The organism is Agrobacterium sp. M50-1, assembly GCF_049843495.1.
In the GTDB taxonomy this organism is placed as follows: Bacteria; Pseudomonadota; Alphaproteobacteria; order Rhizobiales; family Rhizobiaceae; genus Agrobacterium; species Agrobacterium radiobacter.
On the sequence record NZ_JBBHZH010000013.1, the window covers coordinates 1 to 14399 of the forward strand.

General features: G+C 59.9%; 14 protein-coding genes. 1 reads left to right on the forward strand and 13 read right to left on the reverse strand.

Annotation, left to right across the window (positions count from 1 at the left end; all coding sequences use genetic code 11):
* From WDZ78_RS22340 to WDZ78_RS22400, 13 genes are all read right to left on the reverse strand, one after another.
* A partial coding sequence (locus WDZ78_RS22340; RefSeq protein WP_425674280.1) for a methyl-accepting chemotaxis protein occupies positions 1-1806 on the reverse strand: 1806 nt, incomplete at its 3' end.
* A gap of 144 nt (positions 1807-1950) precedes the next feature.
* On the reverse strand, positions 1951-2652 hold the full coding sequence (gene visR, locus WDZ78_RS22345; protein WP_003522758.1) for a transcriptional regulator VisR: 702 nt from the start codon (positions 2650-2652) through the stop codon (positions 1951-1953).
* A 53-nt stretch (positions 2653-2705) separates the two neighbouring features.
* Entirely contained in the window at positions 2706-3437 is a 732-nt protein-coding gene (gene visN / locus WDZ78_RS22350; protein ID WP_003522759.1) for a transcriptional regulator VisN, read from the reverse strand.
* A gap of 371 nt (positions 3438-3808) precedes the next feature.
* A complete protein-coding gene (gene fliF, locus WDZ78_RS22355; protein ID WP_026363652.1) occupies positions 3809-5491 on the reverse strand; it encodes a flagellar basal-body MS-ring/collar protein FliF in 1683 nt (560 codons plus the stop codon).
* Between the two features lie 128 nt (positions 5492-5619).
* Complete coding sequence (gene cheT / locus WDZ78_RS22360) at positions 5620-6003, reverse strand: chemotaxis protein CheT (RefSeq protein WP_020010398.1); 384 nt, start codon at positions 6001-6003, stop codon at positions 5620-5622.
* A 14-nt stretch (positions 6004-6017) separates the two neighbouring features.
* Entirely contained in the window at positions 6018-6563 is a 546-nt protein-coding gene (cheD, locus tag WDZ78_RS22365) for a chemoreceptor glutamine deamidase CheD (protein WP_020010397.1), read from the reverse strand.
* A complete protein-coding gene (gene cheY2, locus WDZ78_RS22370) occupies positions 6560-6949 on the reverse strand; it encodes a chemotaxis response regulator CheY2 (protein ID WP_003503467.1) in 390 nt (129 codons plus the stop codon). Before cheY2 ends, cheD begins: the two co-directional genes overlap by 4 nt.
* Positions 6949-8004, reverse strand: coding sequence for a protein-glutamate O-methylesterase CheB (cheB, locus tag WDZ78_RS22375; protein ID WP_425674281.1), 1056 nt, complete (start codon positions 8002-8004; stop codon positions 6949-6951). Before cheB ends, cheY2 begins: the two co-directional genes overlap by 1 nt.
* A complete protein-coding gene (gene cheR / locus WDZ78_RS22380; protein WP_020010395.1) occupies positions 8001-8909 on the reverse strand; it encodes a protein-glutamate O-methyltransferase CheR in 909 nt (302 codons plus the stop codon). The genes cheB and cheR overlap by 4 nt, the downstream gene beginning before the upstream one ends.
* Before the next feature lie 13 nt (positions 8910-8922).
* A complete protein-coding gene (locus tag WDZ78_RS22385) occupies positions 8923-11184 on the reverse strand; it encodes a chemotaxis protein CheA (RefSeq protein ID WP_003503479.1) in 2262 nt (753 codons plus the stop codon).
* Between the two features lie 16 nt (positions 11185-11200).
* The gene (gene cheY1, locus WDZ78_RS22390) at positions 11201-11566 is read right to left on the reverse strand and encodes a chemotaxis response regulator CheY1 (protein WP_003493773.1); all 366 of its coding nucleotides are present in this window, start codon (positions 11564-11566) and stop codon (positions 11201-11203) included.
* The gene (locus WDZ78_RS22395; protein ID WP_003503483.1) at positions 11563-11862 is read right to left on the reverse strand and encodes an STAS domain-containing protein; all 300 of its coding nucleotides are present in this window, start codon (positions 11860-11862) and stop codon (positions 11563-11565) included. The genes cheY1 and WDZ78_RS22395 overlap by 4 nt, the downstream gene beginning before the upstream one ends.
* Positions 11862-13520 (reverse strand): globin-coupled sensor protein, encoded by a 1659-nt coding sequence (locus tag WDZ78_RS22400; protein WP_425674282.1) that lies wholly within the window; start codon positions 13518-13520, stop codon positions 11862-11864. Before WDZ78_RS22400 ends, WDZ78_RS22395 begins: the two co-directional genes overlap by 1 nt.
* A gap of 454 nt (positions 13521-13974) precedes the next feature.
* Here WDZ78_RS22400 and WDZ78_RS22405 point away from each other — a divergent pair, with 454 nt between their 5' ends.
* Positions 13975-14352: a hypothetical protein gene (locus WDZ78_RS22405; protein ID WP_425674300.1), complete on the forward strand. Its 378-nt coding sequence runs from the start codon at positions 13975-13977 to the stop codon at positions 14350-14352.
* The last annotated feature ends 47 nt before the right edge of the window (positions 14353-14399 follow it).

Here is a 14399-nt window from a genome sequence, read left to right on the forward strand (position 1 = left end):
CTGCTCCATCTGGAACCGCTGGACGAGATCGAGCAGCGCTTCCACCTCGCCGGACAGTACCCTGCTGGCCGCGCTCGACTGTTCGGCAAGCGCCGCATTCTGCTGGGTCATCTGGTCCATCTGGTTGACGGAGCTGTTGACGTTGTGAAGCGCGGAGGACTGGTCCTGCGTCGCCGTTGCGATGGTTTCGACATGCTGGCTGACGGTGACGATCTGCTGGCTGATGGCGGAAAGAACCGTGCCCGCCTCCTGCACCAGCTTCGAACCGGAGCTGACCTCATGCGTCGACTGGTTGATGAGCTGCTTGATCTCGCGGGCCGCGTCGGCGGAGCGCTGGGCAAGCTCGCGCACTTCCTGCGCCACGACGGCAAAACCCTTGCCCGCTTCGCCCGCACGCGCCGCCTCGATACCGGCATTCAGCGCAAGAAGATTGGTCTGGAAGGCAATGTCATCAATGACCTCGATGATCTGCTCGATCTTGCGCGAGGCACCTTCGATCCGGCCCATGGCGTCGACGGCGTTGCTGACGACCGAACCGGAACTGTCGGCGCTCTGCTTGGTGATGCGCACGGCCTCATTGGCCTCCCGCGCACGCTCGGCCGAGGATCTGACGGTGACGGTGATTTCGTCTACGGCGGCGGCGGTCTCTTCCAGCGAGGCGGCCTGATTTTCGGTGCGCTTCGACAGATCGACCGACGACTGCTCAATTTCAAAACCGCTATGCTGGATGATGAGCGTGCGCTCGCGGATCTGCCCCAGCGCATCGCGCAGGTTGAGAAGGGATTCGTTGAAATCCGTGCGCAGACGGTCAAGACGGCCAGCGAAAGGCGTCTCGATCGTGCGGCTGAGATCGCCGCGCGAAAGCCTGCCAAGACCGGAGGCGATCTCGCCGACCGCAAATTCGATCTGGCTGTCGAGTTCCTGTTTTTCGGCGTCGTTGCGGTAACGCTCGGACTCCGCCGCAGAGCGTTCTTCGGCGCTTTTGCCCTCAATCGCCAGTTTCTCGACCGCATTTTCGCGGAAAATCACCAGCGCGCGGGCGATGTTGCCGAATTCATTGGTGTTGGTGGCGTAGGGGATCGGCGTATCGAGATTGCCGTCCGAAAGGGACTTCACCGCATCGGTCAACTTGCCAAGGGGTTGAAGCGTGCGCTTGATGACAAAGTAGGCGAGCAGTCCGACGCCAAGCATGGCGAGCGCGCCGCAGATGAGCATCATGTCGCGCAGGCTGTATATCTGCGCATCGTAGACGTCCATGGGAACACCCACGAACAGGATGCCGACGGTTGCGCCGGTCTTGTTCGTGACAGGCATGTAACCGGTCATGTAGCTGGTGCCGAACAGCGTGGCGGTGCCAAAATAGGCCTCACCCTTGGAGACTTTCGCAAAAGCGGGATGATCGGTAGCAAGCTTGGTGCCGGCTGCTCTCTCGCCCTTTTCGTTCTTCAGATTGGTGGTCATGCGAATGAACTCGCCGCCCTTGGCTTCAAACACGGTAGAAATACCGCCGTTACCGGCTGCGGTGCGGTCGACGAGATCATTGTCGCGCATCGTTCCGATGCTGGCGCGACCCACACTTTTGAGGTCCCCATCCACCATTTCGAGGGCGACGCCGCCGACCTTCAGTTCGTAAAGGATCGCCATGCTGCGCATTGCGCTGTGCGTATCACGCAGCGCGGTGGTGATGATATTGTCCTTCAAGCGGATATAGGTCGAAAAACCAACTGCCGCCACGCTGAGCGTGATCAGGCCGATCGTCAGCGCGACAACCTTGCCAGCAACGGACTTAAAGAGCCGGTTGTGCATGAAACAGTTCCCCAAAGCCAAACTTATAAAAGTTCTAGTAGGCAACTGTTAAAAAAACGCGAAGTGCCGATAGCGCCTTTTAGGGAGGCGCAAATGCCGGTTCGGGGCCGCCGGCCTGGGAGGGGCGGGAAAACCCGCCCGCCATCAATGGATGTAACCGAGCCTGATAGCCTTGGCGATCGCCTGGATACGGTTGACGGAATCGAGCTTGATCGTCGCCGAACCGAGATAGGCGTTGACGGTGTGCACGGAAAGCCCGAGCTTGACCGCGATTTCTTCGCTGATACGGCCATCCCCCGCCAGTTGCAGGCAGGCGATTTCCCTCTCGCTCAAGGCTTCGGAGGGTGCCGCCTTGCGCTCGTCCAGCGCCAGCATGTCCACCATGATCTCGCAGCATTTGATGTGCTGCTCGATCACGACCTCATTGTCGAGAACGAGGTTGGTGCCGCAGAAGACGATATAACCGTTGCCGATGGTGCCAAGCCGCACCGGCAGGGCGAGCCCCGCATAGGGCAATGTGTCGTTCTCGATGCGGCGCAGAAGTGCGGGCACATCGGGAAGATCGGCAAAGCCGCCGGCATTCTTGTTGCGCCAGATGACCGGCAAAAGCGATGTCTCGATATGATCGAGAAGAATATCGCCGACGGCGCGGATGAACTGCGCGCTCTGTTCTGCGGCATTCATGCCCCAGTTTTCGAGCTCGCAGGTCAGCTTCTTCTTGTTCGGGAAACCGGAAGCGGCAGCTTTCGTCACCACGAAATTGCGCGCGCCGACCAGCTTCTGCATGGCGACAAGCTTCGGAAACAGATCCGACCGGCTCGTCACGACAGGGCTGCGGTAAAACATGCCCATTTGACCTGTACCCTCATTGTCTTTCGTCTGTACCATCCGTCCGACCATTATACGAGGTTGTTGCGCACGGCGTAGGCAATTGCCTCCGAGCGGGTTTTTGTCGCGGTTTTCCGCATCACGCTTGTGATGTAATTATTGATCGTATTGCGCGAAATGCCAAGGATCATCGCAATTTCATCGCTTGTCTTGCCTTCCGCGATCCAGAACAGGCACTCAAGCTCACGCTCCGTGAGATCGATATCGCGCACGGTCTTTGCTTCGCTGGCAATGCCGAAACTGACGCAATAACCCGTCAGCAGGGCGATTTCGCGCAGTCTTTCCGGCGAAGGCACCGCTTCTTCGGGAAACAGCAGCAGCAGCGAAAGCCGGATGCGGCCCACACAGAAAGACAGTGCCGAATATTGCCGGTCTATGCCGTAGGGAACCGAAACATCATCGGGAAGGAAAAGCAGCCGCGGCTGCAGAAGCGAAAGGCATTTCTCCATTTCGCTCGATCTGTTCTGGCTGTTGGCCAGTTCAAGGCCAAGCCTGCGGACCAGATCAAAAGGCCAGTCGGAGGTGACGATGAATTTCAGTCCGGTTTCTTCGAGAAGATCATCCCGCGCCAGCAGATAATGCGAGGCGCCAGCATAGGTTACGAGCAGATCCAGTGCGCCTGCAACGTTACCGGCAGCAGCCGTGGCTGCGACGTTTTTAGCAAGCTGATCGCGTGGCAAGGGCTTACCCATGCCCTCCATAGGCTTGGCAGACAGCCTGCGGATATCAACATCGACTTTCAATCGCCTACGCCCTCTTGCTCCCAGTGGGAGATTATACCTCGGGATGGAATCATTCCATTCGAGAAGCTTACCAAAATGGGACGGCAAGCCCCCCGGAGACCGAATCACTTCATTTTATGGAACGGACTGGGATTTGCCATTACCTGACACCAGCCTTTCCACGTATTTCACTGTTCGTCTATTGCTAAAAAAACATACTGAAAAGCTGTTCAATCCATAAACGGCATTCTCAGCCAATTCCCAGCAAACTGTATCGTTGCTGAATTTTTTGTAAACACTGTCCTAAAACGAGATTGCCACGATGCGCCCGCCAAGGATAGCAAAAAGCCCGAAAACAGAAAAAAGGCCGGGTAAAACCGGCCTTTTTGATATTATGCTGCTTTTTCCACCGCCCATTTGCGCAGGATCTTGGCGGCTCGTTCCTCGCTGATTTCCACCATGCGGGAGAGCCTGCGTTCGGGCCCTTCGCGAACCCGGCGGTTGAATGTGCCCTCGCCATCGCCGCCTGCCAGAAGATCGTCGGTGCTGTCGAAGCCGAAATCCGCCCCGAAACCTTCCATGAGGCCGCCTGCGCCGGCATCCATGCCGGGAGAGAAGTCCGGCAGTTCCAGACCGGCTGTCTCCTGGCTGAGCTGACCCGCCGCCGCACCGTTGGCGGTAACCGTGCGGACCAGAGGACGCACACCGAGCCAGATGACGAGGAAGGCGACGGCGACGAAGGCGAGCGAGTTGATGATGCCGGCCGAATTGCGGCTCAGCACTTCCATGATGCCCGGCCCGCTTACGGCTTCGTCAAGCAGCTGCGTTTCGAGGAAGTCCATGGCCGTCAGCGTAACCATATCGCCGCGGTCGGCAGAAATACCGGCCGCCGAGGTGACGATCTTCTGCATTTCGGCGAGATAGGCGTCGATCTTGGCCTGATCGGCGGGTTCGCCGACCATCTTGGCGATGCGACCCTTGTTGACGACCACGGCAACCGAAATCTTCTCGACGGTGTAGCCGTTCTTGACCGTAGCGACCGTCTTGGAATTGATCTCGTAGTTCGTCTGCTCTTCCTTCTTGGCCGACTGGTCGGAAGACTGCGGGCCGCCGCCGCCGCCCTGGGGCGCTGCCTGCGGTACGTTCTGCTCCACGGTCGCGGCCGTATCTGGCTGCGTTTCCTGGGATTTCTGGTCTTCCTTTACCGTGCGGATGGAGCGCTCGACGCGTGATTCCGGATCGTAGACGGTTTCCTGGATCTGACGGCTGTCTGTATTGAGCTGCGCCGTCACGCTGGAGCGGAAATTGTCCATGCCGAGGAAAGGCGCCAGCGCCTTGTCGATATTGGTCGTGATTTCCTGCTGAACATTCTGCGCCAGCGTCAGCGAGCGGTTCATGGCGGCGTTGGTGACGTCGTCGCCGGAGGCCAGAAGCTGGCCGGTCGAATCGAGGAGTGTCACGTCATCGACCTCAAGGCCGGGAACGGCCGAGGCGACGAGGTGACGGATGGAAGCCGATGCCTTGCGCCCTGCGGTGGCGCTGGCGCGGATCATGACCGATGCGGTGGGCTTCTGTTCGCCACGGCGGAAATTGCCGACGTCAGGCATGACGATATGGACGCGTGCGGCGGCAATGCCGTCAATCTGCTGGATGGAGCGGCTGATCTCGCCCTCAAGGGCGCGAACGCGCGTCACTTCCTGCATGAAGGAGGTCAGGCCGAGAGAACCGACATTGTCGAAAAGCTCATAACCGGCATTGGCGCTGTCAGGCAGGCCGCGTTCAGCCAGAAGCAGCCGCGCCTTGGAGGTGAGCCCGACGGGAACCTGAAGGCTGGAACCATCGGTCCCTACCTGAAAGTCCAGACCCGATTCGGCGAGCGCAATGCTGATCTTGTTGAGGTCGCTTTTTTCAAGCCCCACATAGAGGGTCTCATAAGCAGGACGGTTCACATAAAGCGCTGCTGCAAGGATAATGGCCATGGACAAAACGCCCACGCCGCCCAGCATCAAAAGCCGTGTCTGCCCCAGCGCAGCAACATTCTTCAAGACCTGAGGGATTTGATTTAACAGATTCATTCTGTTCCGCACCGTCATTCATAGAGTCCGAGACCTTTTGGCCCCGTAATGACAATAGGGTGCGAAGCTTGCGCGAGCGTTGCCTTTCTCCGCATTCCGCGAAGAGGCGGGCAACGGCGGAAATGGCGCTAGAAGAGATCGAAGTCGCCGGAGGCCTTGTCGAGCGGCTGGGAATGGCCGTGGCGGAAGGCCGCGCCGAGCGCCTTCTGCATTTCGGCAAGCTTGACGAGGCTGAGCGCGGTGGAGACATCCACGATCCAGTCTCCGGGGATGGAACCGGTGATGGTATCGATGAATTCGGCAAGGCCCCGGGTTTTCTGGACGGCAAGGTCGATGCCCTGCAACAGCTTGACGCCGTCGTTCGACAGTTGACCGCTGGTCACTTCAAGCAATTGCGGTTCGATGCGCTCTATAAGGTAGGCGACATCGTGCAGTTCCGATACCACGCGCATCAGAACATCCGGCAGGGCTTCTTCGAACGGAGTGGCGGCGGTGTGCTCTGCAAGCTGCATTGGAAACTCCGTGACTAGAAAAATTCGATGTCGTTGGCGACGGGCTTGGGGGCCGGCACCGGACGCGTTTCCAAGGCAACCGTCTTCTGGGTTTCCGCGCCGCTGAGCGGATGCTGCCGTGCACGACCAGAGACCGGCCAGAATTCGATCTTGCGGCCGTGTTCCCCGCCCGTGGAGGAGCTTATGACCGGAATACCTTCGTCCTTCAGAAACTGCATGGCGAAGATGGCGTTCTGCTCGCCGACATTGGAAAAGCTGGCGATCGTCTTTGCACCGCCGAAAACCTTGGCTTCCAGCCGGTCACGCCGCGCGCCCTGCTTCAGGAGGCCGTTGATCAGGAGCTCCATGAGATGCACGCCGTAACGCGTCGCATCTCCGCCGGTCACATTGCCCGTTCCCGGCAGCAGGAAGTGGTTCATGCCTCCGAGGCCGGCAACGGGATCTCTCAGACAGGCGGCCACGCACGAACCGAGTATCGTCGTCATGACCACGTCGGGATCGCTGACGACCTTGTACTCGCCCTGAATGATATGTACGCGCTTGGCCGCAGCTTCAATCATTTCAGCGATCCGAAAACCGCCTCGATGGCAGCGCGCATCTTGTCAATCGTGAAGGGCTTGGCCAGCACGTTGTTGGCGCCGAGCTGTGCTGCCTTCTGCACCAGCGCGCGGTCACCCTGCGCGGTGAGGATGATGAAGGCGGCCTTCTTGGTGGTGGGGTTGGCCCTGACGGCGTGCAGGAAACCAAGACCATCCATCTTCGGCATGTTGAAATCGGAGATGACGAGATGATGGGGCTGCTGCTCCATGATCTTCATTCCCTGCTCGCCGTCGCCGGCGGCGGTGATCTGCTTGAAGCCGAGCTGTGTCAGCGCATCGCTGAGGAGCAGCCGGCTGGTCACCTGATCGTCGACGATCAGAACTTTGATCTTTTCTGCGAGAGACATTAGTCAGCACCTTCTTTGCGGGCAGTGGTTAGTTTCAGGATTTCTTCGCCGATGGAGGCCAACGGCAATTGCTGTTCCACCGCGCCCAGCTCATAGGCCACGCGGGGCATGCCATAGACGACACATGTTTTTTCGTTCTGGCCGACGGTGCGCGCACCGGCATGACGCATTTTCAGGAGCCCGGCCGCGCCATCGCGGCCCATGCCGGTCAAGATGACGCCGACGGCGTTGCGGCCGGCAAGCTCGGCGACAGAATCGAAGAGCACATCGACCGACGGGCGATGGCCGTTGACGGGATCGCGCTCGACAAGCCGGCAGCAGGGTGCAGACCGGTTGGCGATCTGCAGATGGCGTTCGCCGCCCGGCGCAAGATAGATCTTACCGGTCTGCAGGCGCGCGCCATCAGTCGCCTCTTCCACAACGGGGGCGCAGATGCGGTTCAGCCGTTCGGCGAAGCTCTTGGTGAAGGTCGGCGGCATGTGCTGGGTGATGACGGTCGGCGGGCAATTGGCCGGAAATTTCTGCAGCACGGCGATCAGCGCTTCAACACCACCCGTGGAGGAACCGATGGCGACGACCTTGCGACCGGCCCGATATTCGCTGACCGGGACCGGCTGCGACGCGGCTGCGGCTTCCGGGCGCGCAGCGCGGTAAGCGGCATGCTGTGAGCGGGCAGCGGCCTTCACCTTGTCGGCGAGATCGCCGAAGGGGCGTGCATCGCCCGGCGCCGGTTTGCCGACACAGTCGAAGGCGCCGATTTCAAGCGCGGCCAGCGAAGCGTCCGCACCGCGATGGGTGAGCGACGAGACCATGATGACCGGCATGGGCCGCAGGCGCATGATCTTTTCGAGAAATTCCAGCCCGTTCATTTCCGGCATCTCGATGTCGAGCGTCACGACATCGGGATTGAGCTGCTTGATGGCGGCGCGCGCCTCCATGGCGTTACCGGCCTGACCGACCACCTCAACCTCGGGATCGGCCTTGAGGACGGCCGAAATCAGGCCGCGCATCGTCGGAGAATCATCAACGACAAGAACCCTTGCGAGCGCGCTCATGCCTTCCTCCCCGAAGCGTGACCAATGAAGCGGTATGTAGTGATGCCTGTATTGTCGAACAGGTTCTTGGCGTCACCAGACACACGTTCGGAATGGCCGATATAAAGATGACCGCCTTCCGGCAGCAGGCCTGCGAAACGCGACCAGATACGCGTCTGCGTCGGCTCGTCGAAATAAATGACGACGTTGCGGCAGAAAATGACGTCGAAATTGCCCTTGAAGGGCCATTGCGTCATCAGGTTCAATTCGTTGAACGTGATGAGGCGCTTGACCTTGTCGTCAATGCGGAACTTGCGGCGACCGCCGGCATCGACTTCCGTGAACCATTGCTTGCGCATGGCGGGAGACACGGTTTCGAGCGCGTTGTCGTCATAGACCCCGGCGCGGGCCTGCGCCAAAATCTTCGGGTCGATATCCGTCGCGAGGATCTTGAAATCGTAATCCGCCGCATTCGGAAACATGGCGAGCACGGTGAGCGCAATCGAATAGGGCTCCTGCCCGTCGGAACAGGCCGCCGACCAAATGCGGACGCGCCCACCGGATTTCGCCCGGGCGATGAGGCCCGGCAGGACGTCATCACGCAGATGTTCGAAATGATGGTTTTCGCGGAAGAAGCGGGTGAAATTCGTCGTCAGGTGCGACAGCATTTCGCGCCGCGCCGGCGCACCCTCCGGCGAAGATACCAGGGCGCAATATTCGCGGAAACCTGACAGGCCGAGATTGCGGATATGCTTCGACAGGCGGGAATAGACCAGCGACGCCTTGGTGTCGTTGAGATAGATACCCGCATCGGCATAGATCATCGCCGCGATTTCCGACAGGTCGCGCCTCGTCAGCGGATATTCACCGCTGGCAAGAACGTCGTCGGGAGACTGGCGCTGGTCGCTGAAATTAAGTGCTGCCATGGATGATCCGCTTTCAACCTGTCGCCGCAAGCGACATTTCCTGCTTCAGTGGCTGTCCGCGCGAAGCGCTGACGATGGCATCGACATCCAGAATGAGCGCGACGCGCCCGTCACCGAGGATAGTGGCGGCGGCAATGCCCTGAACATGGGTATAGTTCGCCTCCAACGATTTGATGACGACCTGGCGCTGACCCTGGATCGCATCGACCATCAGGGCGCGCTGGCCGCCGCCTTCCGATTCCACCAGAAGGGCGACACCTTCGACCGGATCGGCCTGGGTAGGACGGAAATTCAGCACGCGACCGACATCCACCAGAGGGCAGAAGGAGTTGCGGATGGAGATCAGCCGCTGGTTCGCGCCGAAGGAGTGAATGTTTTTCGCTTCCGGCTGCAGGGTTTCGACGATCGCCGTCAACGGCACCACCAGCGTCTGGCCGGCAACAGTCACCACCATGCCGTCGAGAACGGCAAGCGTCAGCGGCAGGCTCATGGTGAAAGTCGAACCGTGGCCCGGGCGCGAGGAGATGCTGATGCGGCCGCCAAGCGCCTGAATGGAGCGCTTGACCACATCCATGCCGACGCCGCGGCCGGAAATGTCGGAAATCTTGTCTGCCGTGGAGAAGCCCGGCGCGAAGATCAGATTGTCGATCTCCTCGTCGGTCAGGTTTGCATCGGCGGCGATCAGATCGTTGTCGATCGCCTTCTGGCGAACACGCTCGCGGTTGATGCCGGCGCCGTCGTCCTGCAGTTCGATCAGGATGCGACCCGAACGGTGCTTGGCCGAAAGCTTGATGGTGCCTTCGGGGTTCTTGCCCGCAGCCTCGCGCTTTTCCGGCGTTTCGATGCCGTGGTCGACGGCATTGCGGATCATGTGCGTCAGAGGTTCCGCCAGCTTGTCGATGACCGTCTTGTCGACTTCGGTGTTTTCACCTTCGGTGATGAGGCGGATCTGCTTGCCGATCATGTCGGCGACTTCGCGGACGATACGCGACATGCGCTGGAACACCGGCTTTACCGGCTGCGCGCGGATCGCCATGACGCTGTCCTGGATTTCGCGCGTCAGCTGCTGCAGCTCGTCGAGGCCCATATTGACGGCCGACGTGCCACTCGCGTCGTTTTCGATGACACTCTGCGACAGCATCGCCTGATTGATGACGAGCTCGCCGACAAGGTTGATCAGGCGGTCGACGCGATCGAGATCGACACGGATGGTCTGGCCGGCGCTGGCATTGGCCGCTGCGTTGGCGTTCGCCTGCGTTGCCGCAGGCGCGGCCGCAGCCTCGCGCTTTTCGATGGCGGCATTGACGCTCTGGGCGATCTGCGTCGTCGCGACGGCCGTTTCGACGGCTGCTGCAGCATAAGACGCTTCCGCCGTAGCGATTTCAACGATGGGCTGCTCTTCCGATCCGCTATCGAGAGCCGAAAGGTCGAACGGCACCGGGATCATCGGAAGCTCTTCATCGCCGCCTGCGACGGCCGAAACATCAGGCACAATTTCCAGATCGCAATCCCATTCGGCAAATTCGAAGACGCTGCGGATACCCTCTTCGCCCTTGTCGGTCGCGATCGAAACCGTCCAGGAGAGATAGGATGCTTCAGGATCGAGCTTGTCGAGCGAAGGCAGCTCCGACATGTCGCAATTGATGCTCATCTCGCCGATGCGCGAGAGATCGCGCAGCAGAAGTGCCGCCTCGTTGCCCTTCGAATAAAGCGACGCATGCGGCTTGAAGGTGATCTGGAAGGACGGCACTTCCATCAGCGGCGTGGTTTCGTCGGCAAAGTCCGTAAAAGAGAACGGGATCGGCTCAAAGCCGCTCTCATCCGTCGGCTTGGCCTTCACGGGTTCCGGTGCCTTTACGGCGACGGGAGCCGGCGCGGATGCCGGAACGGCTTCGCCGTTTGCCAGCGCTTCCAGTTCCTTCACGAGGCCACGGGTGCGGCTTTCATCGACGCTGCCGCCGTCTCTTGCCGCATTGGTCAGGTCCGCCAGCACGTCGGCGGAGCGCAGCATGACTTTCAGAACATCCTGGGTCGGCTCCAGCTTGTTGGAGCGGACGCAGTCGAGGGTCGTTTCAAAAACGTGGGCGAAAGCCACGAGATCATCGAGACCGAAGGCACCCGCCCCGCCCTTGATGGAATGAACGGCACGGAAAACGGCGTTGACGGTTTCCGGATCACGGTCGCCGTCATTCAATTTAAGAAGCCCCGATTCCAGTTCGGCGAGCTGCTCCTCGCATTCCTGGAAAAAGATTTCCTTGATTTCGTTCATATCCATCGTGAAATGTCCCGTATCAGGCGGTTACGCGTTCAATGGCATCGATGAGTTTTGCAGGGTCGAACGGCTTGACGATCCAGCCGGTCGCACCGGCCTGACGGGCGCGGTTCTTCTTTTCTGCATCGCTTTCGGTCGTCAGAACGAGGATCGGGATCGCCCGGTATTTTTCGTTGCGACGCACACCCTCGATGAAGCCGAAACCATCGAGACGGGGCATGTTGATATCAGTCACGATGACATCGGGGTTGCTCTGCTCGAGCACTTCGAGGCCCTCGATGCCGTCTTCGGCCTGAATGGTTTCGAAACCGGCATTGTTAAGCGTGACCAGGAGCATGTTCCTGATCGTCCGGGAATCATCCACGGTAAGAACTTTTTTCTTCACTTTTGCATCTCCTTGGGGAGCAAATGGTCAATATCGACGCCTATCAGTTTCATGGTCTTGTCGAACGCATCGGACACCCTGGCAAAACCGAAGGGCTTGCCATCCTCCTCCCAGGACTTCGCGCCGGCCATGAGGACCTGGGCACAAAGTGCACCGATACGCTCCACCTCGGACGCGTCGACCGACAACGGTGCTCCTCTCAGCGTCATCAGCTTGCCGTGCAGGGCCGATGCCTCGTTGAGATCCAGCACCGGTGACAGTTTCAGCGTCGCCTCAGCTGCTTTTCTGGCTGCCATTACATGACTCCTTGGCGTCTGAATTGTTGGTAATCCTGGCCGTAATCCGTGCGGTTATCCGCACGGGCCATAAATGAAGTGCCCTGCCGGTCCGCATCCGACGCCGCCTTCGCCTGCCCCTGACGGGCAATGCGGAATTCGCGGATGGTACGGCCGAGTTCCAGAATGACGGTTTGAAGCGCGTCGGCTTCGGAGGCGCTCGCACTGATATCGACGGCGTTCCGGTCCGCCTGCTTTTGCTGCCCGCCAATATCGGCGGCAACCGATTGCAGTTCGCCGGCCTGCTCGGCCGTATGCCGGGAGACTTCCGCAATCATGTCGTTGATGCCTGAAACCTGCCGGACGACGCCGCCGATTGCGTCCTGCGTGCGGTTTACCATGCGCACGCCGCCCTCAACCTGCGTTTTCGTGGTCCCGACGAGGCTCTTGATCTCTCTTGCGGCATCTGCAGACCGCTGGGCGAGCGCCCGGACTTCCTGCGCGACGACCGCGAAACCACGTCCGCTATCACCCGCACGCGCCGCCTCGATGCCGGCATTGAGGGCGAGAAGGTTGGTCTGAAAAGCAATCTCGTCAATCGTGCCGATGATCCTGCCGATCTGCTCGGCGGATTGTTCGATGTCCGACATGGCGTCGATCGCCTCGCCGATCGCCCGGCCGCTTTCGACCGCCGCCTCGCGGGCACTGGAAACCGCCTTTTCCGTCGCCGCTATGCGGACGCCGTTTTCGGCAATGTTCCCGATCATCGCCTGGATCGCACGGGAGGTCTCCGCAAGGGCTTCGGCCTGCTGGCGGGAACGCTCCGCGATGGAGCGGCCCATATCGGCAAACCGCGCGCCGAGCGCCTCAGCCTCGCCGATGTTGTTTTGCGCCGCGATCAACGATGCGCCGATCGTTTCCAGAGCCGTATTGAAGGAAACCGCAACGTCGCGATAGGCTTCAGGTACATCGCCGCCGATGCGGGCCTGCAAATCGCCCGCAGCAAAGGCCGTCAATGCGGTGCCCAGCAACGTCGCCGCTTCCGAACGGTCACTGTCACGCTGCTCGGCCAGCTCCCGGCCATGGCGCAGGCGCAATTCATTAAAACGCAGCGAGACCGCGATTTCGGTGTCGACCATCACCAGACGGACGACGTTCTTCACGGCTTCCGCCAGTTCACGGGTTTTCTTGCGGTTGCCGGGCAGGAAGGAGCGCGGCGCGTGTTCGGCCACAAGCCCGCCGACAAGATGTTCCAGAACCACCGCGTGGCTGGCGATCTGCCAGCGCGGATCAAGCCCCATGCGGCTGGAATTGTCGGAGAGGACCTTCACCCGCTCGGCATAAAGCGCATCGAAACGCGCATCCGTCAAAACGCTCCAATGCGAGGATTGCAGATCATGGAGGCGGTCGAGCTGGTTTTCACTTTCGAAGGACGGGGAACAGTCCGGCATGGACTGGAAACGGGTCATCACGTCCCGCAGGCCGGCCTTGACGTAAGGCTCCAGCATGCTGCGATAGCTGCGCAGGAAATCGGATTGCGTCTCATCGAGGCCGGCAAAACGCAACCGTCCCGCCAGGCTTCCGCCTGCCGACCTGCGCGCTTGATCTGATGGCAAATCCTGCCCCAACCGACGTCCCCAATAACATGACGGCCGGTAAAACCCGGCCAAATTGGCCAAGGTTCAGAACGCCAGCACCCTTAAGGGGATTTTTGAACGAACATACCCATCGCGGACGATGCGGCATCGACGCTTGCCTGACCTTCTTGAACCAAGAAACGAAAATACCGGATCGGCACCGGTACGGCAGTGCGGCGTCATGCCTGGAAGGGGAGAGACCCCATTCCGCCGTGGAAATACCATCAATCTTTATGGTTAATTCCTTGCTTGAAAGTTAAGAAACACAGGCGGCGGCGTCAAACGGTAAAATTTGTAAAAGCTTTTAGCCAAGGCCGCCCTCACTTTGCCGCAAACGGGCAAAAACGAAAAGGAATCGGACGCTGCGGGCGGTTTTTCCCGCCTGCGCGCTGGACAAGCATGTCCGGCTTCCCCTAAAACAAATCAACAGGATATTCGCTCAACGGTGATGCTTTAAAGAGACCTTTACGATCAAGGAGATGCCAACTTGCCATGGATGGAGAAAGGCCGCAGTTCAAGGCGCCATCCGCAAGTGCTGATCGGTCTCGTGGTCGCGAGCCTGCTCGTCATGATCGGCTTTCAGGCGCCCTCCGGCATCAAGCCCCTTTCCAAAACCAGCCGCCTTGAGCGATTGCAGAGCGTCGATCCGGGCCGTTCGGTTTCTCTTCGCGAAAAAGCTTGCGATAGCGGCAACGATGTCGGCTGCAGGACCGGCGACGCCGGTTCGGGCCTTCGTTATAGCGAGTTCGCTTCATTCGCCCCGAACCTCAGGGATCACGCCGAAGTCTCGCTCGCTGCTGTTGCCATCGTGCCACAAACTTCCCGAGACTTTGCCAGCGTGGTTCCACGCGCGCCTCCGCATATTATGTATTAGTCATTCCGGCGGTCAGCATCATCAGGTTCATTGCGAACCTTGAGGGA